The organism is Microbulbifer thermotolerans (assembly GCF_001617625.1).
GTDB classification, from domain to species: domain Bacteria; phylum Pseudomonadota; class Gammaproteobacteria; order Pseudomonadales; family Cellvibrionaceae; genus Microbulbifer; species Microbulbifer thermotolerans.
The window spans coordinates 1,899,156-1,918,452 of sequence record NZ_CP014864.1; the positions used below are offsets into that span (position 1 = coordinate 1,899,156).

General features: G+C 55.1%; 16 protein-coding genes. 15 read left to right on the forward strand and 1 reads right to left on the reverse strand.

Annotated features, from left to right (window positions below):
* Window positions 1-77: 77 nt before the first annotated feature.
* From lolA to A3224_RS08055, 6 genes are all read left to right on the forward strand, one after another.
* Window positions 78-689 carry an outer membrane lipoprotein chaperone LolA gene (gene lolA / locus A3224_RS08030; protein ID WP_067153261.1) on the forward strand — a complete coding sequence of 204 codons (612 nt, stop codon included), beginning with the start codon at window positions 78-80 and terminating at the stop codon, window positions 687-689.
* Entirely contained in the window at window positions 682-2,043 is a 1,362-nt protein-coding gene (locus A3224_RS08035; RefSeq protein ID WP_067153263.1) for a replication-associated recombination protein A, read from the forward strand. The genes lolA and A3224_RS08035 overlap by 8 nt, the downstream gene beginning before the upstream one ends.
* Before the next feature lie 8 nt (window positions 2,044-2,051).
* Window positions 2,052-2,426 carry a fluoride efflux transporter CrcB gene (gene crcB / locus A3224_RS08040; protein ID WP_067153266.1) on the forward strand — a complete coding sequence of 125 codons (375 nt, stop codon included), beginning with the start codon at window positions 2,052-2,054 and terminating at the stop codon, window positions 2,424-2,426.
* 18 nt (window positions 2,427-2,444) lie between these two features.
* The gene (serS, locus tag A3224_RS08045) at window positions 2,445-3,731 is read left to right on the forward strand and encodes a serine--tRNA ligase (protein ID WP_067153271.1); all 1,287 of its coding nucleotides are present in this window, start codon (window positions 2,445-2,447) and stop codon (window positions 3,729-3,731) included.
* Window positions 3,732-3,892: 161 nt separating this feature from the next.
* Window positions 3,893-5,278, forward strand: coding sequence for a siroheme synthase CysG (gene cysG, locus A3224_RS08050; protein ID WP_067153273.1), 1,386 nt, complete (start codon window positions 3,893-3,895; stop codon window positions 5,276-5,278).
* A gap of 102 nt (window positions 5,279-5,380) precedes the next feature.
* Window positions 5,381-5,644 (forward strand): hypothetical protein, encoded by a 264-nt coding sequence (locus tag A3224_RS08055; protein ID WP_067153274.1) that lies wholly within the window; start codon window positions 5,381-5,383, stop codon window positions 5,642-5,644.
* On the opposite strand, the gene A3224_RS08060 is transcribed toward A3224_RS08055, so the two are convergent.
* Window positions 5,645-8,005, reverse strand: a complete 2,361-nt coding sequence (locus A3224_RS08060; protein WP_067153276.1) for a penicillin acylase family protein — start codon at window positions 8,003-8,005, stop codon at window positions 5,645-5,647.
* Window positions 8,006-8,219: 214 nt separating this feature from the next.
* On the opposite strand from A3224_RS08060, the gene A3224_RS08065 reads away from it, so the two are divergent.
* The 9 genes from A3224_RS08065 (at window position 8,220) to A3224_RS08105 (ending at window position 19,297) form a co-directional block, all read left to right on the forward strand.
* Window positions 8,220-10,919, forward strand: coding sequence for a TonB-dependent receptor (locus tag A3224_RS08065; RefSeq protein ID WP_231902500.1), 2,700 nt, complete (start codon window positions 8,220-8,222; stop codon window positions 10,917-10,919).
* A gap of 348 nt (window positions 10,920-11,267) precedes the next feature.
* Entirely contained in the window at window positions 11,268-12,551 is a 1,284-nt protein-coding gene (gene egtB / locus A3224_RS08070; RefSeq protein ID WP_067157692.1) for an ergothioneine biosynthesis protein EgtB, read from the forward strand.
* A 9-nt stretch (window positions 12,552-12,560) separates the two neighbouring features.
* Window positions 12,561-13,523, forward strand: coding sequence for an L-histidine N(alpha)-methyltransferase (gene egtD, locus A3224_RS08075; RefSeq protein ID WP_067153278.1), 963 nt, complete (start codon window positions 12,561-12,563; stop codon window positions 13,521-13,523).
* 229 nt (window positions 13,524-13,752) lie between these two features.
* A complete protein-coding gene (locus tag A3224_RS17255; RefSeq protein ID WP_231902518.1) occupies window positions 13,753-13,995 on the forward strand; it encodes a DUF411 domain-containing protein in 243 nt (80 codons plus the stop codon).
* A 216-nt stretch (window positions 13,996-14,211) separates the two neighbouring features.
* Entirely contained in the window at window positions 14,212-15,615 is a 1,404-nt protein-coding gene (locus tag A3224_RS08085) for a cytochrome B6 (protein WP_156481451.1), read from the forward strand.
* A 124-nt stretch (window positions 15,616-15,739) separates the two neighbouring features.
* Window positions 15,740-16,720, forward strand: coding sequence for a hydrolase (locus A3224_RS08090; protein ID WP_067153282.1), 981 nt, complete (start codon window positions 15,740-15,742; stop codon window positions 16,718-16,720).
* 399 nt (window positions 16,721-17,119) lie between these two features.
* The gene (locus A3224_RS08095) at window positions 17,120-17,746 is read left to right on the forward strand and encodes an RNA polymerase factor sigma-70 (RefSeq protein WP_082817442.1); all 627 of its coding nucleotides are present in this window, start codon (window positions 17,120-17,122) and stop codon (window positions 17,744-17,746) included.
* Between the two features lie 5 nt (window positions 17,747-17,751).
* Window positions 17,752-17,964: a zf-HC2 domain-containing protein gene (locus A3224_RS08100; RefSeq protein ID WP_067153284.1), complete on the forward strand. Its 213-nt coding sequence runs from the start codon at window positions 17,752-17,754 to the stop codon at window positions 17,962-17,964.
* Between the two features lie 349 nt (window positions 17,965-18,313).
* Complete coding sequence (locus A3224_RS08105) at window positions 18,314-19,297, forward strand: universal stress protein (RefSeq protein ID WP_067153286.1); 984 nt, start codon at window positions 18,314-18,316, stop codon at window positions 19,295-19,297.

Sequence of the window (19,297 nt, forward strand, 5' to 3'; positions counted from 1 at the left end):
CCGCACGCGGCGGATTCAGCCAAAATTCACCTGTCGGGCGCTAGCCTTAAAGGAAACCCTCAAACTGGAATGCCGTCATGAAGAAATTCTTGCGCAATTCGTTACTGGCCCTGGGACTTGTCGCATCCACCACCTGGGCCGACGCTACTGATGAACTGAGCCGCCTGTTGCAGCCCCTGGCAGGCCTGTCGGGCAAATTTCAACAGACCCTGGTCGATGAGCGCGGCAAAGTGGTGCAAAAGAGCAGTGGCAAATTCTCCGTACAACGCCCCGGTAAGTTGCGCTGGGAGACCGGCGAGCCCTTTTCGCAGCTTTTGGTGACCAATAACAAGCAGCTGTGGCTTTACGACCCGGACCTTGAGCAAGTCACCATCCGCCCGGTGGACAAGCGGATGAAAGAAACTCCGGCGCTGTTGCTCGGTGGCAAGGTGGAGGAAATTCGCAGTTCCTTCAGTGTTAAGGCAGCCAAAGGCGCCTATCAGTTGACCCCGAAGAATGGCTCGGCCCCCTTCAAGTCCATGGAAATCCGTTTCGGCAAAAACGGCTTGCCGTCGGCGATGAGCGTGCGCGATGGCATGGGGCAGACCACCAAGATCAAATTTAGCGGTGTTCAAGCCAACCCTAAGCTGGCTGCCTCCCTATTCAATTTCAAACCTCCGAAAGGTACCGACATCATCCGCGATGAGTGATCTGTTTCAATCAGTCCCACGGCCGTCGCCTTCGGGACAGCCCCTGGCCGCGCGCATGCGACCGGACTCCCTGGCTCACTATGTGGGTCAGGCACATTTGCTAGGGCCAGGGAAGCCGCTGCGCGAGGCCGTGGAGCGTGGCCAGTTACACTCGATGGTGCTATGGGGCCCCCCAGGCGTGGGGAAAACCACCTTTGCACGCCTGTTGGCAAAGGAGTGCGACGCTCGTTTTGCCACTTTGTCCGCGGTGCTTGCCGGGGTCAAAGAGATACGCCAAGCGGTCACAGAGGCCAAGCAACATTGGGCACAATACGGTCGCAGCACCATCCTTTTTGTGGACGAAGTGCATCGCTTCAACAAGGCACAGCAAGACGCATTTCTTCCGTATGTGGAGGAGGGTACGGTTACTTTTGTCGGCGCCACCACAGAGAACCCCGCATTTGAGCTGAACAATGCGCTCCTATCGCGGTGTCGGGTCTATGTGCTCCGCTCAATTGCCGAGGAGGAGTTACTGGGACTGCTGCGGCGTGCTCTGGACGAAGACGAAGAACTGGCCAAGCGCAATATCGCGGTGAGTGACCCAGTGCTGAAGAAAATCGCGAGAGCGGCCGACGGCGATGCGCGCAGTGCGCTCAATTTGTTAGAAATTGCCTGCGATCTCGCGAGAGAGGAGGGCGGCCGTCAACTGGTTGACGACACCGTATTATCGGAGGTACTGAGCGCGGATGTGCGTCGCTTCGATAAAGGTGGCGATTACTTTTACGACCAGATTTCGGCGATGCACAAATCCGTGCGCGGCTCAGATCCCGATGCCGCTCTCTACTGGTTTGCGCGCATGCTCGATGGCGGTTGCGATCCGCTGTATATCGCCCGCCGTGTGGTGCGCATGGCCAGCGAGGATATCGGCAACGCGGACCCGCGGGCACTGCAACTGGCGCTTAACGCCTGGGATGTGCAAGAGCGTCTGGGCAGCCCCGAGGGAGAGCTGGCAATCGCTCAGGCCGTGGCCTACCTGGCCGTGGCACCGAAGAGCAATGCGGTCTATACCGCGTTCAAGCGTGTTCTGGCGGATGTCCGCCACGATCCCAGCTATGATGTTCCGATTCACTTGCGCAACGCGCCCACCAAGCTGGCCAAGAGCATGGCCCATGGTGCCGAATACCGCTATGCCCACGATGAACCGGAGGCCTTTGCCGCGGGTGAGAACTATTTCCCCGAGGAAATCGCCGGGCGCAGTTACTATCATCCCGTGCCACGGGGGCTGGAGCTGAAGATTGGTGAGAAGTTGGAGCACTTGCGCCGGCTAAACCGCGAAAGCGACAGGCAGCGCTACCCAAGTAGCGAAAAAAACTGAGGACTGGTATGCAGTGGTTGGCGATTGCGGTCGGCGGTGCCCTGGGAGCAATGCTCCGGCACCTGGTTACTATTGGCAGTTTTAATCTGTTCGGGGGAAGGTTTCCCTACGGCACATTGATTGTCAACGTCATTGGCTCTTTTTTGATTGGTATCGCCTATGTCCTGATCGTCGAAAGGGCCCTGTTGGGGCAGGAGTGGCGGTTGATGCTGACCACCGGATTCTTCGGCGCTCTGACCACATTTTCCACATTCTCGCTGGAAACGGTCATGTTGTGGCACAATGGCCAGCCTTTGACGGCGCTGGCCAATATCCTTGTCAGCCTGATGCTGAGCCTGTCCGCCACTTTTGGCGCCATTGCGCTGACCATGAAATACTTTTAACGCAGTAACACAACCAAAATGCTCGACCCAAAACTCATCAGAACCCAAATGGATCAGGTGGCCGCGATCCTGCGAAAGCGCGGCATGGAGCTGGATACGGCGAAACTGAAAAGTCTCGAGGAGCGCCGTAAAGAACAACAGGTGCTCACCGAACGGCTGCAGAACGAGCGCAACAGCAAATCCAAAAATATCGGCCGCGCCAAGGCCGCTGGCGAGGATATAGCGCCCCTGCTAAAAGAGGTGGAGTCACTCGGCAGTGAGCTGAACCAGGCCAAGCAGGCGCTGGTCGAGCTGCAGGAAGAGCTGGATACGATTTTGTCCGCGATCCCGAACCTGCTGGACGATTCAGTACCGGAGGGAGAAAGCGAGGAGGACAATGTCGAGATTCGTCGCTGGGGTGAACCGCGGCAGTTTGATTTCGACATCAAGGATCACGTGGATCTGGGCGCGCAGTTGGGCGGGCTGGACTTCGAGATGGCCACAAAATTGACCGGTTCCCGCTTTGCGGTGATGACGGGACAATTGGCCAGACTGCACCGGGCCCTGGCGCAGTTTATGCTCGATACCCATATTGAGGAGCACGGTTATTGCGAGGCCAATGTGCCGGCAATCGTCAATGGCGACTCCCTTTTCGGCACTTCGCAATTGCCCAAGTTTGAGGAGGATCTCTTCAAACTGACCGACGAGCGCGGCTTCTATCTGATACCCACAGCGGAAGTTCCGCTGACCAACTTCTATCGCGATGTCATCGTAGAAGACGCCGAGTCTCTGCCGCATAAGTTTGCCGCTCATACCCCTTGCTTTCGTTCCGAGGCAGGCTCTCACGGTCGCGATACACGGGGCATGATCCGCCAGCACCAGTTCGAGAAGGTGGAGCTGGTATGGGTAACACGCCCCGATCAGTCGGAAGCGGCGTTGGAAACATTGACGCAACACGCCGAAACCATATTGCAGAAGCTGAAGCTGCCTTACCGCACAGTGGTTCTGTGCGGCGGTGATATTGGTTTCAGTGCAGGTAAAACCTATGACATCGAGGTATGGATTCCATCCCAGGATAAATACCGGGAAATCTCCTCCTGTTCCCTGGTCGGGGATTTCCAGGCCCGTCGTATGAAAGCCCGCTGGCGTAATCCGGAAACCGGCAAGCCGGAGCTGCTGCATACACTGAATGGTTCCGGATTGGCTGTGGGGCGTGCTCTGATCGCGGTCATGGAAAATTACCAACGCGCAGACGGCAGCATCGAAGTACCGAAAGTACTGCGCCCCTATATGCGCGGGCTCGAAGTTATAGCTCCCGAGTCCTGAGAGGGGGTCGCTTGCAGAGTGCCTGTGTTCTGGCGCACAGCAAGGGCCCAATTTTGACAGCGAAGCTGGGTGTTGCGGATATCGGTTTTGCTGGCTAGAGGCCAAATGGCCGCAGCCAGACCGCTGGCACCGCACACCCCACAATTATCCAAGAGCCTGCCTTGCGCTATTTACCGCTCGCTTTCGACATCCAAGATCGCCTCTGCCTGATCGTGGGCGGAGGCTCCGTTGCCACGCGCAAGGCCCGTCTGCTGGTCAGGGGTGGTGCGCGCTTGCGGGTAATCTCACCTGCGACAACTGATGAGTTGGAGCAACTGGTCGCGGATAGTAACGGGCAGGTTTTCCAGGGCAACTATCACTCGGGGCATCTCGATGGCGTCGATTTAGTGGTTGCCGCCACAGGGGACAGGGAAATCAATCGCATTGTCTCCGCAGATGCCCGTGCCCGACACTTGCCGGTCAATGTGGTGGATGCCCCCGATTTGTGCACCTATACCTTTCCAGCCATCCTCGAGCGCGGCCCCCTTTCCATTGGTATCAGCAGTGGTGGCTCGGCTCCGGTGCTGGCGCGCTTGATACGCGCGCAGTTGGAAGCACTCCTGTCACCAGGTATTGCTTCTCTGGCGGCGCTAGCCGGGCGTATGCGAGATCGTGTGAAAGCCGTACTGCCAGAAGAGCGCCGCAAGGATTTCTGGCAGTGGGTTTTTACTGGTCCTGTGGCCTCGAAAGTCGATGCGGGAAAAAATGCCGAGGCGGAAGCCCAACTACTTACAGCATTGGACGCGTGGCAGGGCAGCCCGGCGCCCTCTGGGGAAGTGTACTTGGTCGGTGGAGGCCCCGGAGATCCGGACTTGCTGACATTCCGCGCCCTGCGCCTCATGCAACAGGCCGACGTGGTGCTCTACGATCGCTTGGTCTCTCCCGAGGTGCTCGACTTAGTACGTCGCGATGCCAGGCGGATCTATGTTGGCAAGAAAAAGGAATTCCACTCAGTGCCGCAGGACAATATCAACCAACTTCTGGTGGATTTGGCCCAGCAGGGAAAGAAGGTGCTGCGTCTGAAAGGCGGTGATCCTTTTATTTTCGGTCGGGGCGGAGAGGAGATCGACAAGCTGGCAGACGCGGGAATCCCTTTTCAAGTGGTGCCTGGGATTACAGCGGCTTCCGGTTGTGCGAGTTACGCTGGCATACCACTCACACATCGGGATCACGCCCAATCGGTCCGCTTTGTCACCGGGCATTTGAAGAAAGGGACGCTCGAGCTGCCTTGGGCGGAGTTTGTCTCTCCCGGACAGACGCTGGTTTTTTATATGGGACTGACCGGCATTGACACTATCTGTGCCAAGCTGAAAGAGCACGGCATGCCTGAGGGAACCCCGGCGGCATTGGTGGAGAAGGGAACCACCAGGGAGCAGCGTGTGGTTGTGGGGAATCTGTCAACACTCCCAAAACTGGCGAAGTCGGAAGGGGTAGAGGCTCCAGCACTGGCAATCATTGGCACTGTTGTCAGTCTGCACGAGAAATTGCGCTGGTACAGTTCCCGGTAAAGCTGCACTCCGCGGAGTCTTTTGGGAGGGCATTCGATTGTCCACACCCCGGGCGCGGTAGGGCATCTATACTGCAAAGGAAGTTTGTACGCGGTGCTCTCAATGTTTATCGCCCTGATCCGTTTTCACTGCACTCTTTTGGTGCGCTTCTTTCTTCCCCGGATGGGCGAAATCTGCCTTCCCAATCCCCACGATAGTCACACGCGTAGGTACAGCCACCGCTATCGCTTGAAAAGAGGTTGGGTGAAAAACCTCTGGATAGGTACATCTCTGCTGATGCTCTGCTTCCCGTTACTACCCTTTGTATTGGTAATCGGTCTGCTCACCTCTTTTCTCTCATTTGCGATCCTGGATGAGACCGTCTGATTAACGCAACCTGAGTGTGTAACGGCTTTCACTTTCCACTAGCGGCGATGGATTCCCCTCTACCCAATCTTTGTGACCACGGTCAAAAAATGGGGATAGCGGATGTGCGCTTTGGCCAGTGGCCATATGAAAGATGGCCTTGTCCTCGCGCCCAGGGGCTACCACCATGCGCTCTGAGGCACCGTTAGTCGTGGATTGGAATCTGGGCATATGCGTGTCGCCGGGGAGTTGGTCCGCAGGCATCGCAGTGAACCAATTGATCGCCGCTATAGCCTTACCCAGTGGGTGTTGAATACGTACCGTATTTTCCACGCCCCAGGTTTGTTCCTGTAGCGAACGGTTGTCCGCTGACATTTCTTGTAATACCTGGTTCAGGGCTGCGAACTTGAGCGCGCGCCAGGATTCGTAATCCGGGTTTAGCAACTGTGAAGGCTCCCGCTGAGCCATTTCCCACAAGGCATATTCGAACTGACGTTTGACGGGGCCGAAGGAAAAATCCGGTTGATAGCGGCGCATGTAGCTGAGTATTGGCGCCGTAGTGAGCTCCATAAACTTCAGGCGGTAATTTCGGACGATGCGATAGCCGACGGAGTCGGCACTGGCCCGACCTCCCCAGTGTTTCACTTGGTGGCGCACGTCTGTGTAGCTTTCTTCTCCATCCAATAGCTCCAGTAGGTGCTCCTGCCACCGCTGTAGAAAAATAGCACGATCGTCCAACTGTATATTCAGTAGATCTTGCTCACTAAAAGTATCGCGGGCAAAGAGGCGATCGCGAATCTGTTGTTGGCGGGCACCCAGGGCGTAACCGCGGTTACCCATAACTTTGAGGTATTCGCCATCCATGGTGCGGGCATTGGCTGTCCAGATGCGGTGCGAAGGTGGGTCATAGATACGGGGCTGCTCCTCTACGGACAGGTAGCCATCCCAATAAGCTGAGCCGTCGGCCCAGGAAACGGAGCGGCTGCCGTCGAGGCCGACGCGCCGCGGGATGGGGCCGGCCACTGTCCAGCCGATATGTCCTTTCGCATCGCCCACTACCATATTCTGGTGTGGAATTCCGAGCGATGGTCCGAGATCCAGGGCTTCTTTCGCAGAGGCAGCTGTTTCCAAGCGCAGCAGGTTCAGGTTGGCGCCTTGAATATCGTGAGCGACCCAGCGGTAGGCCAGGGGAACCCCGCGGTGGTTTTCTGCAACGACCGGGCCCCAAATGGTCTTTTTCACCTGGAAGACTTGCGGTTCTCGACCTTTGATTTCAATCGTCTCCCGCTCTATCTCGAAGTTGCGCCAACCTTCCGGTGTCAGGTATTGATCGCCCCTCTCGCTCAGTTCCAGGGGAATCAGATCGCCCCAATCGGCGGTGGTATTGGTAAAGCCCCAGGCCACTTTGCCATTGCTGCCCACCACCATGATGGGGCCTCCGGGCAGGGTGGCCCCACGGATCACCCGGCCAGTGCCGGGCAGATTCCAACCGGCCCGGTACCATATATTGGGGACATTCAGCGCCAAGTGCATATCGTTTGCCACAATGGCGCCATTGTGTGCTGTGAGGGCGCCGCCAACCACCCAGTTGTTGCTGCCGTAAATATTGTCCTCGCTCTCCATGCTTTCATAGGTGATGGCATCACCACTGTTAAGAAGAGAAGTAATGGAGGTGTCGGGGATGGTAACCGGTCCGCGGGCTTCACCGATCAATGGCGCGTCCCAGCTGCCGCCCTCGGGAAAATAAAATTCGTATAGGTCCCTGGGTAGCAAATCCGCAAGGGCGGTATCCCGCAGTTCGAATTTGCCGATGGGACTCTGCAATGTCAGATACATACTGAAGATCGTCAGCAGGCTATCGGCGCTGGTCCAAGGTTCCGGTTCCTGCCCGAGAAGCGTGTATTCCCAGGGATTGGATTTCAGCTGCCGCAGACCGAAATTCACTCCCGATACATAGCTGTCTAAAAGTTGCCTGTGGGCCTGGGGTAGGGCGGCGATATTTTGCTCGGCACGTTTGCGGAACTGGTGTCGGCGCACGGCCTTATCCTGTTCAAGCGCTACTTCTCCCACTAACTCAGACAACTCACCGGCGGAATTGCGGCGCAACAGATCCATCTGGAAGAAACGCTCCTGAGCGTGGAGAAACCCCAACGCGAATGCAATTGAATTGCGATCCCCTGACTCTATCAACGGTATTCCCTGGGCGTCCCGGTGAATCGTAACCGGAGCCTGCAGGGATCCACCGGTGTCCACCTCGCCTTCCAGTATCGGCAGGCTTTGGCTCAGCCAGGTTCTACCCACAAAAACGGTAACTGCAAATAGAGCGGTTAGACCAATCAGTAGGTGGGGAATGCGGCGACGGGACAAGAGAGGGTACGCCATGGAAACTCCGAAGGACTTTTTATTTTTTGAAGATTCTAGCAATGAAGAAAAGCATAAAAGTAGTAACCCGAGGACATTGCACAGTCACAAAAGCCCTATTTTTGTTCTTCTGTGCGCCAAATGTATACGGGTAGATTTTTTGATAGCGTCTAGAACTGACTAGTCACTCAAAAAAAGTCATACAGACTTTCAAATCCTCTGCGGTGATCGTAAGATGGCGCCCAATAACAAAAAATTACTGGACATCACGCTTTTCAATAACAACAAACGCGAGGACGCGATGATGCATGACGCCGATCAAAGCTGGAAAACCCGCCAATTCAGGCTGTCGACTCTCTCCGGAGCTATTGCCTTTGCCACTGCGATCAGCGGCACGGCATATGCGGCCGAAATCGAGGAAGTCGTGGTAACCGCACAAAAGCGTGCGGAGAACCTGCAGGAAGTACCCATCGCCATTTCCGCCGTTACCGGTGAAAATATGAAGGCTATGGGGATCAAAAACCTGACTGACCTGGGTAAATCAACACCCGGCGTTGAAATGAACAACGACACCCCGCTGCAACCCACTTATAACATCCGCGGCATTCAGACTTCCGACTTTACCGTGGGTTCTGACCCTGCCGTAGCTGTGTATATTGATGGTGTCTATAACGGTCGCGGCGCCGGGGCGGAGGTCCCGCTGGCGGATATCGAGCGGGTTGAGGTATTGAAGGGCCCTCAGGGTACCCTCTTTGGCCGCAATGCCACGGGGGGGGCCATCCATATCATTACCAGGAAGCCACAAGCGGACGATACAACCGAATTGAATATTACTGCCGGTAACTATGGTCGCCAGTCTGTGGACCTACTCGTCAACCGCCAGCTGAGTGACAACCTGTACGGTCGTATCACTGCATCTACCAACCGCCGAGATTCCTTTGCTGACAACCTGGCCGGGGACTTCACTGCGGGAAACCAAGATACCCAGACCTACCGCGCTTCTCTGTTGTGGGAGCCTACGCCGGATACAGAAGTACTGTGGCGGGCTGAGTATGGCGTAATGGATCAGGGAAGTGCGCTGCGCTCGAGCATTGTACCCACCCTGCAAGCAATGGATGGCGGGAGCGATGTATTCGAAGACTATGCGCTGGATACCCCGACTATCGAAGACCGCGATTCCTTTGGCACTTCTCTCACCATCACCAGTGATTTTGACAACTTCACCTTTACCTCCATTACCGCCTTCAGCAAATTTGACGCACACCTGCAGCAGGACGAAGACGGCACGGCAAATCCGGATTACATGTTTGGTTCCGCCAACTTTGACGAGCAGGAACAATTCTCCCAGGAGTTCCGTCTCAACGGCGCTACCGATACATTGAAGTGGACCCTGGGTCTTTCCTACTCCCAGGAAAAACTGGAGCATTTGACCGACGCTTACTTTACTTCCGGGTCCCTTGAGTCTTTTGCGGTATACGAAGGGCTGAAGGGAAATCCTGAAGCTTTTGGAATTCCTCAGTCCGTGTTTGACCAGATGACAACAACGGAAAAAGAGGACTTGGCGGCTCAGATTCGTTCCACTATGGCAGCAGGCGGAATCCCGGCTATGCCGGAGGGGGCCGCGGTGTCGACTTTCGTCTACGACCTGCTGGTGCAGTCGGGACAGGCGGATGCGCTACTACAGCAGTTGGGGGCGCCGAGTGGCGTCACCGCCAGTATGCTGGATCGCAACCAAATGATTGCCCAGTTGATGGCTGGCATCGCCCCTTGGGTAATGGCGGATATCCCTTGGACAGAATCCGTTTTCAATACAGGGGATTATCGTTCCGCAGCCATCTATGGTGACTTTACCTGGAGCTTGACTGACAGGATGGATCTGACTATCGGCGCCCGCTATACCGCCGATGAAAAAGACTTTACTATCGAAAGTTCTTACCAAAACACCCTGCCGATTGCGCTGGCCGGAGGTGCCGTTGACTTGATCGGTCCTGATGGCAGTGTCATCGGTCAGTTGCCAATCCCTGCTGTGCCCTCCTGTGATACCGCGGCCTCGGCTCCCTGTATCCCCGCAGAGCGCTTTGGCATGGCGTTTAACAACAATGGCATTGCCGATTTGTATCAGGAGTTGGATGACTCCTGGAGTGATATCTCTGGCCGTATCGTGTTGGACTACCGCTGGAACGACGAGATCATGACCTATGTCTCGCTGTCAGAGGGCTTCAAGGCCGGTGGATTCAACAGCTTCAGTGCGGCTGAGGGCATTGATCCGTCATTCGACCAGGAAGATGTCACCAATCTGGAAATTGGCTTGAAGAGCAACCTCTTCGATAACCGTGTGCAGCTCAATGCGGCGGTTTACAGCTATGAGTACGATAACCTGCAGGAACTGGATCTGGTGGGCAAACCCATCCCCAACTACTACCTGCGCAATGCCGACGCGGAAGGGCAGGGCATGGAACTGGAGGTAGTCTGGGCCGCTTCCGATAACTTGCTGATCGCTGGTAACTACTCGCATCTGGAGACTGAATATACCCGCTATCAGATCCTCGAAGCCGCCGGTGAAACTGAAGAGGATTCCCTCGTTGGCGAACCGCGAGTGGGCACGCCGGAGAACAAGTTTAACCTAATGGCGGAGTACAACTTTGAGCTGGCTTCTGGTGCCAACGTGGTTTTGCGCGGCGACTACAACTGGACCGACGAGCGCGTCGGCACGGTTGACGACCCCACTCGTGTCGTGGATGACTATCAACTGCTGAATCTCCGCCTGGGGTGGAACAGTGCGTCAGACCGCTACTCCGCGGCACTTTGGGTCCAGAATGCGACAGACGAGGAAATCGTTGGCGGCTACGGTGGTACCGGCTCCGCAATTGGCGCCAGCCCGGCGTGGCGCTATATGCCGCGTATGTACGGTGCCGACTTCACCGTGCGTTTCTAAGTAAGCAGCCACATGCTGTAATAAAAGGAGGCGACACTCTCGCCTCCTTTTTTATTTCCGTCCTATTTTCTGAGCACCTCGGAAGCTACCATAGTGTTCACGCGAATTAATCAGAGGTTCCCTAGAGGACGCAAATTCAGCGGAGACCTCCTAGGCGCCCCCTCCCCATAACGCGCAATTTTCCCATCCAGTGCTTGCAGATAAGGTATTCCAGTATATTTATCGCCGCTTTTTGAGAGAAAGTGGCACGGATTTTTACTTATAGGTTGGCATTGTTGTGGGAATTGGACAAAAACTGCGTATGATCAATAGCACCCTTTGGAAAAGGAATCCCAAGCGGCGGCACTCATGACGACTCTCGCCAGTGAGGTAGACATCGAAATCCGGCAACAACTCCTCACACATTACAGGCGGATACGCGGGGAGACGGAACAATTGGCCGATCCGCTATCGGCGGAAGATATGCAAATCCAGTCGATGACGGATGCCAGCCCCACCAAGTGGCACCTGGCGCATACCAGCTGGTTCTTTGAAACCTTTATTTTGCGTCAATACTTACGAGACTATCGGCAGTTCGATCCCTCTTTCCACCAGCTGTTTAACTCCTACTACAATAGTCTCGGTACCCCCTTCCAACGCCCGCAGCGCGGCCTGCTTTCCAGGCCTGATCTGGACACTGTTTTCGCCTATCGGCATACCATCGATAGTGCCATGGAAAAGCTACTGACCGATGGTCCAGTGAATAAGGAACTCGAAGCATTAATCATCTTAGGACTGAACCACGAACAACAGCACCAGGAATTGTTGCTTACTGATATCAAACACGCTTTTTCCATCAACCCCGTCAAACCCGCCTATACGGACAGCTCTCACGAGGACGATAGTCAAGCGCCTGCTCATATTTTGGAATGGCTGGAAATTCCCGGTGGTCTCTACAGCATCGGCGCTGAAGGTGAGCATTTTTATTTTGACAATGAGGGGCCGGCGCATCAGCAATTACTGCGGGACTTCCGTATTGCATCGCGCCTGGTTACCAATGGTGAATACCTGGAATTTATCGAAGACGGTGGCTACCGTGAACCCCGCTTGTGGCTGTCAGACGGATGGTCACTGATACAGCAGGATCAGCGGACTGCACCACTTTACTGGCAAAAAAGGGAAGGGCGCTGGTATCAATTCACGCTATCCGGCTTGCAACCCATCGTTGAGCAAGAGCCTGTTTGCCATATCAATTACTACGAAGCCGATGCCTATGCCGCTTGGGCGGGATGTCGACTGCCAACAGAGTTCGAGTGGGAGGCGGCGGTCTGGATATTGCGTAAACCAGATCAACTGGCCACCGCCAATATGTTGGAGCAGCGCAGCTTCCGCCCTGTGGCGCCAGCCCCCGGTCAAACGCAGTTTCTCGGTGATTTGTGGGAGTGGACCTCCAGCGCCTATCTACCTTACCCGGGCTTTCGCGCCAATAGCGGTGCTGTCGGTGAATACAACGGCAAATTCATGTGCAATCAGAAGGTTTTGCGCGGAGGATCCTGTGTCACGCCTGCAGACCATATACGGATCAGTTATCGCAACTTCTTCTATCCTCATCAATCTTGGCAGTTTACCGGAATTCGCCTTGCTGGAGAGTGAATCGTGACTATGGCCTTGCCTTCCCAGAGCGAAGAACAGATACAGGACCGAGAATTTCTGAGGGATGTACTGGAAGGGCTGGGAAGAAGACAGAAAGCACTGCCGTGCAAATATCTCTATGACGAGACGGGTTCCCGCCTTTTTGAGCGTATCTGTGAACTCGACGACTATTACCTGACCCGAGCCGAAGCCGATATCTTCTCGAAATATCTTACCGATATGGCCCGGCGGATTGGCCCCGCTGCGCTGATCGTAGAACCGGGCGCAGGCAATTGTAAAAAGGTTCAGCAGTTGCTTCGACAGCTCGATAGTCCAACAGGTTACTATCCTATTGATATTTCTCCGGAAATACTGATGGCCGCTCAGGGTAGGATGGCTGCACAGCTCCCCGGACTCACCATTCGGGCCGCGGTAGGGGATTTTAGTGACCCGGAGGCTTGGACTGGGCTGATGGATTTTCCCGCGTGTAAAAAAGTGGTGTTTTTTCCGGGATCCACCATCGGAAACTTTTCACCGCAACACGCGGAGGATTTACTCGCATTCTTTAAGTCTATGTTGCAACCGGGAGATGGTTTGCTGATAGGGACCGATCTGGTCAAAGATGCCGTTGTGTTGGAAAGGGCGTATGCGGACAGTGAGCATGTCACAGCCGCCTTCAATAAGAACATACTCGTTCGCATCAACAATGAACTGAATGCAGATTTTGACCTTGCGCTCTTTGCCCACCGCGCTTTCTACCACCCATTACGGCAACGGGTGGAAATGCATCTGGTCAGTTTGAAGACCCATAGCGTCCATATCGCTGGGACAAGAGTGTATTTTGAGGAAGGTGAAACGATACACACTGAAAACAGTCATAAGTATTCTGTCGCAGGATTCAACTGCCTGCTCGGAAAAACCGGCTTTACTCCAGTCTGTCACTGGAGTGATATACAGCGGCGCTACGCGGTCCACTATGCGCAGGTCAATTGACGTTCTTATCGGCCTCTCGTTTCTGACAGTCCTTTATGCGGGTACATTTGCACTTGCAGCGGACTTTGAGGCAACGAAAAGACCTCCAGACATGGTGGTCTATAAGCACCCCTTGTGTTTTTGCTGTAAGAAGTGGATACGCTACCTGGAAGAAAAAGGGTTGGATGTACAGCCCATATCGCGCATGGATATGCGTGGCATCAAAGGTCACTGGCATCTTCCGCCGGGGATGACATCTTGTCACACTGCCGTTTGGCGGCAGCAATATGTGTTTGAGGGGCATGTCCCGGCAAGGTATATTCGGCGTTTCCTCCTTGATCCCCCGCCCGGCGCCCTCGGATTGGCCGTACCCGGAATGCCTGTCGGCAGCCCCGGAATGTACGATGGAAAAACCTTTGAACCCTATACGATATATCTGCTACTGCGGGACGGAGATTACCGTTATTACACCCGCGTTGAAGCTCCGGAATAGGAATAACTCCGACAGACTTTTTCATCTTACGATTGCTGACGAGTAAATAAGTACTTATACGTCAATACCGCATTGTTAGCCCATATCTATTGCCGTAAAAGGCATAATCTATTGGCAAGCTCAATATCCATGGTCTATTGGATTGAATACCTCTCGCAGTGGTAGCGTCACCCGGCGCATGGAGAGCACTCTGATAACAAATTGCGGAGGAGTTTTATGTTCAGCCATAGCCTGAAGTCCACGGCACTAGCCCGGATATTACTCACCGGTATTACCGCCATTTCTCTCCCGGTACTTGCACAAATGGCTGCCCCGCCAAGCAGCTATATGCCAGTGGTGGACAAGGAAAGCTTCAATACCACTCTTAAGCGGATGCGGGCGGAAAAGTCCGATATCATCAAACGTCACAAGACTCTGCTCAACCAGCGTTACGATCTCTCCAACCGCCCGGTTCAAGGTGTGACCATGAGTGGAGGTAAAGCGGTGCAGGGGGGCGTCAGAGTCAAACTTCCCCGTGGAACCACTTGGGACCAGCTGGCGAGAATGTCGCCGTCTGAGATCAAAGAAAAAGGGTTGTGGCCGGAGGGCTTTTATCCGTTGCCGCATCCTAATCAGAATGAAGGCGGAATGCTTTTTCCCCAATTTCACATCGATGAAGTCAAGAAATTGGAGGGTAGGGACCTCACCCGCTTCGATCTGGATTTTGTGCTTCCAGACGAATTTCTGCCGGAATTTCCGCCACCAATCTTCCTGACTACCCGCCCTGATCTGGGGGATGTATCCCAGGGGAAGCTGGTTAACCTGACCAACTACTATGACCTTTTCAATGGCATCCTCAACCCAAAACAACTGGAAGGTCTGCGCTTACTGGTGACTCCATTCCCGCAGCAACAATTCAATGCCACTTGGGACAGGCGTTCCGTAAAGCCAAGCCAGGGAGTCGCCTGCTTCGACTGTCATGTCAACGGTCATACCAATGCGGCCACGCACCTTGTGGGCGATATACGTCCGCAGAAGCACCGCCACCGCATAGATACCCCTACGCTGCGGGGCGTTAACATACAGCGTTTGTTCGGGTCTCAACGTGCCCTGAAAACTGTCGAGGATTTCACTGAGTTTGAGCAGCGAGCCGCCTATTTTGATGGCGACCCTGTGATCGCCACCAAGAAAGGTGTGAACATTCTCGAGCGCGGCAGCCAAGTGCACTTTATGGCGGAGCTACAGGAGCTCTTAGATTTCCCTCCAGCACCAAAGCTCAACCTGCTGGGCCGGCTGGACAAAAATATGGCGACGGAGCAAGAGCTGCGAGGAGAAGAGATTTTCTTCGGCAAGGGGCAATGCGCTGTCTGCCATATGCCACCGTACTTCACCGACAACCTGATGCACAATCTGCGCACTGAGCGCTTCTTCAAGCCCAAGATGATCAACGGGCGTCTCGCGAGTGCGGATGGCCCAATCAAAACCTTTCCACTGCGCGGTATCAAGGATTCTCCGCCTTACCTGCACGACGGTCGCCTAATGACGTTGGATGACACAGTGGAGTTCTTCAATATTGTTCTCGGTACCCAATTGACCGAACAGGAGAAAAAGGACCTGGTGGCTTATCTTTATACGTTGTGAGGGCTGACGAGGTTGTCCCGCTATAAAAAGGGGCAAACCTTATTGAAGCAGTGGGTGAGGGAAGCGCCTTTTGTTTCCCTCACCGAACGGGTATCTTGGCCTCAGACGATTTCTGAGTGGATGTATGACCGAGAAGTTTTCCCCGGCTGCCGGCCTAGGAAACTGCCATTTGCAGACGGTATTTGCCCGCTTTCACCGGCCACAGCCCTGGGTATCCACAGATTGCCACTGGTTCGATACACCTGATGGCGACCGGCTGGCCCTGCACACACCGCGGGAGCTTAAAGATGACGCGACGAGGCCCCTGGTGCTGATCCTGCACGGTCTGGAGGGATCTGTGGCGTCTCCTTACGCCCAGGGGCTGATGGAATCTCTGCTGGAACGGGGTTATCAAGTTGCAGTGATGCACTTCCGCGGTTGCGGCGGTGTTCCCAACCGATTGCCGCGCGCATATCACAGTGGTGACAGTGAGGACCCGCGCTGGCTTGCAAAGCAGCTCAAGAGACAGCTGCCGAACACACCATTAGTGGCGGTCGGCTATTCTCTCGGTGGTAACGTCTTGCTGAAATGGTTGGGAGAGGATGGGAAAGAGAGTCCCCTCACTGCAGCAGTGGCAATATCCGCGCCAATGGATCTGCATGCCTGTGCCCGGCGAATAGACCGCGGCTTGTCCCGGGTTTATCAAAAACACCTGTTGGCCTGTCTGCGCCGTAGCTTGCGCATAAAGGCCGCGAACCCGGAATTGGCAGAGGCTATGCCAGACCTGGATGAGGAAGCACACTTTCGCAGTTTCCGCCACTTCGACAACGCTTTCACGGCGCCCATCCATGGCTTTCGCGATGTAAACGACTATTACACCCGTGCATCGAGTAAACCACTGCTGCGTTATGTCCAGGTTCCTACGCTGATTATCCACGCGGAAGACGATCCCTTTATCTGTCCCAGCGCGATACCCACTAAACCAGAACTCAGTCACTGTATCCGTCTGGAAGTGAGTGCAAAGGGTGGTCATGTGGGCTTTATCGGAGGCAGCCTCTTGCGGCCGGTGTATTGGCTGGAGCAGCGGATACCAAACTTCCTCGAATCAGTCCTGAACCGACGCTAAAAAGGTTACATTCTCATTACCGCCCGGAAGCGAATAATCAGAGGCTCCCTGAGCCTCAGGGAACCTCTGATCAATTCGCGTGAACACTATGGTAGCTTCCGGGGCGCTCAGGCAATAGGAAGGACATTTCGAAAACGCACGAGTACTTCCCTGTAGCTCCGACGGATACATCCCTGTATCCGACGGTTTCGAAATGCCCGTCCTATCACCTGAGCTTCACATCCGCCCCCGAAGCGCCTCTGCCACCAGAAAGTGACTTAATCAGAGGTTCCCTCAGCCTTTTTGTAACGAAACATCTAAACGAACGACTAACTACAAAGAAATCACCACACACTGAGAAGGTTCGCCGACATCGGTTACCATTGCCTGCCTCAGTGTTGCTTGTCCCAGGAGAAGGCTTTGAGCGAAAGTACGGCCCAAAATGCCGGCAAATTAAGCGATGATACGGTACCTTCCGCGCTGATGGATGGTGAGTTCTTGCAGCAGCTGCGCCAGCAGATGTATCGATTCTCCCTGCTGCAGCTGGATGATCCACAGCTTGCGGAAGACGCTGTACAGGAGGCTCTGCTAGGAGCTCTAAGAAATGCCCGGACCTTTGGCGGCCGCGCGGCACTAAAAACCTGGGTGTTTGCAATATTAAAAAACAAGATCGCCGATACGCTGCGCCAGCGCCACCGCTTTGTGGATGCTGACCAACTTCTGCGCAGCGACGCGGAAGAGGATATCGTCGATACACTGTTTAAAGAAAGCGGCCACTGGCACCGCCAGGAACGCCCCGCGCATTGGGAGAACCCGGAGTCGGCAATCCGCGATAAGCATTTCTGGCGCATTTTCGAGGCCTGCCTGGAGCATCTGCCCGCCCGTCAGGCAAAGGTGTTTATGATGCGCGAATTTATCGAGCTGGAAAGCCACGAGATCTGTGCCGCTGCGGAAATCTCTGTCACTAACCTGAATGTCATCCTGCACCGCGCACGCCTTCGGCTGCGGGAGTGTCTTGAAAACAACTGGTTTATTAGGGAGGGGTAGCTGTCATGAAGAAGTGCAGGGATATCACACGTCTGCTTTCTGAGGCGCAAGAGCGTGAACTGACACCCAGTGAGCGCATCAGTGTCAAACTGCATACATTGATCTGTTCCGGTTGCCGGAATTTTGGCAGCCAGGTAGACATACTGCGCCGTATATCCCGGGCCTATGTCCGCGGAGCCGCAGATGAACCTCAGCGTGAAGAGGATTCCGGTGGCTGAGGGCTTAAACGGATCACAAACGTAGATTGACCCACCATCTAGGGGCAAGCTCCGACCTCCCGCTCGCATCTATCCAGAGGTTTCTTGCTCATGTGAATCCGCACCTAGCCCGAGCGCTTTTTGTGGCGATGCGCACCTAACAACAAATTGACTCCTCATTCAACCCGGATTGTGCCTCGTACGGGTACTCTTACCTCCAGAGCGGCTAAGCTCAGATCGGGCTAATCGGGCCTCACACTCATGGAAGTCGGCAATAAACCGGTAATCCAATAACGCGTCGACACCGTTATTTTTCTTGCAATCACAGATAGATAAAAGGACTGCACAACACCGGGCAGAGGAAACACGCATGCCATTCAAGCACATCTTATTGCCCTTAGACGGTTCCTCCACTGCAGAGGAAGCTGTTGCCCACGCCGTGACTTTGGCGAACACCAGCGGCGCGGAGATCCATCTGTTGCATGTTCAGAGATCCCACACCGGCGAGCCCAGTGTCGATCCTGTTGACTGGCGCTTGCGGCGGGCAGAGCTGCGCAGCTATTTGAACCGGCTGGCCGAGCGCCTTACCCGGCGCGATATCCCCGTGACCGTATCCGTTGTAGAAGGGCGGCCTGCCGAGCAAATCGTCGAATACTGCGAAGAAATGCAGATTGACCTCATTGTGTTCACCGCCTTTGGCAAAGGGGGGGTAAGCCGTTTCGCTTTCGGCAGTACCGCACAAAAGGTGTTCAGCGGTTCCGGGCGCTCGTTCATGGTGGTACGGCCAGGGGAGACTCCGGCGGATCCCGAAAAGACTGCTTACCGCCGAGTGCTCGTTTCCATGGACGGATCGCCGAGATCCGAATGGGTGGCCTGTCAGGTAGCATCCATGATGCGAGGGCAGGAGGTGGAACTGATATTGTTGCAGGTCATTGCGGTACCGGATATGCCGCGGCGTATGCCAATCACCCAGGAGGAGCGTGCTACCAGGGAGAAATTTGTTGAATGTAACCGACGCGCGGCACGGGCCTACCTCGATGAAGTTGCCCGCCAGCTGCAAAACGGCATCACGGTACGCCCGCTGCTAGTTGTCGCTCAAAATGTTGCCGAGCGTATAAACGCTACAGCTATTGAAGAGAGAGTCGATCTCATCGCCATGAGCGCCCACGACTGGCAGAGCGGGGCGCAGCAAGTGACCGGCACCGTCTGCCACACGGTAATGAGTCACAGCGACCGTCCAGTATTGGTCTTCCAGGACCTGCCCGAAGCTCAATTGCAGGCACTGCGCGCCGGTGCCGACTTCTGCCAAATACGCCACCCGACACTTCCGGAAAGTGACGCTGCCCAGCGATGA

What these genes read in the sequence shown, in the direction of transcription:
- lolA (WP_067153261.1), top strand. Translation starts at nt 78, where the DNA reads ATGAAGAAATTCTTGCGCAATTCGTTACTGGCCCTGGGACTTGTCGCA.
- A3224_RS08035 (WP_067153263.1), top strand. Translation starts at nt 682, where the DNA reads ATGAGTGATCTGTTTCAATCAGTCCCACGGCCGTCGCCTTCGGGACAG.
- crcB (WP_067153266.1), top strand. Translation starts at nt 2,052, where the DNA reads ATGCAGTGGTTGGCGATTGCGGTCGGCGGTGCCCTGGGAGCAATGCTC.
- serS (WP_067153271.1), top strand. Translation starts at nt 2,445, where the DNA reads ATGCTCGACCCAAAACTCATCAGAACCCAAATGGATCAGGTGGCCGCG.
- A3224_RS08055 (WP_067153274.1), top strand. Translation starts at nt 5,381, where the DNA reads ATGTTTATCGCCCTGATCCGTTTTCACTGCACTCTTTTGGTGCGCTTC.
- A3224_RS08060 (WP_067153276.1), bottom strand. Translation starts at nt 8,005, where the DNA reads ATGGCGTACCCTCTCTTGTCCCGTCGCCGCATTCCCCACCTACTGATT.
- A3224_RS08065 (WP_231902500.1), top strand. Translation starts at nt 8,220, where the DNA reads ATGGCGCCCAATAACAAAAAATTACTGGACATCACGCTTTTCAATAAC.
- egtB (WP_067157692.1), top strand. Translation starts at nt 11,268, where the DNA reads ATGACGACTCTCGCCAGTGAGGTAGACATCGAAATCCGGCAACAACTC.
- egtD (WP_067153278.1), top strand. Translation starts at nt 12,561, where the DNA reads ATGGCCTTGCCTTCCCAGAGCGAAGAACAGATACAGGACCGAGAATTT.
- A3224_RS17255 (WP_231902518.1), top strand. Translation starts at nt 13,753, where the DNA reads ATGACATCTTGTCACACTGCCGTTTGGCGGCAGCAATATGTGTTTGAG.
- A3224_RS08085 (WP_156481451.1), top strand. Translation starts at nt 14,212, where the DNA reads ATGTTCAGCCATAGCCTGAAGTCCACGGCACTAGCCCGGATATTACTC.
- A3224_RS08090 (WP_067153282.1), top strand. Translation starts at nt 15,740, where the DNA reads ATGACCGAGAAGTTTTCCCCGGCTGCCGGCCTAGGAAACTGCCATTTG.
- A3224_RS08100 (WP_067153284.1), top strand. Translation starts at nt 17,752, where the DNA reads ATGAAGAAGTGCAGGGATATCACACGTCTGCTTTCTGAGGCGCAAGAG.
- A3224_RS08105 (WP_067153286.1), top strand. Translation starts at nt 18,314, where the DNA reads ATGCCATTCAAGCACATCTTATTGCCCTTAGACGGTTCCTCCACTGCA.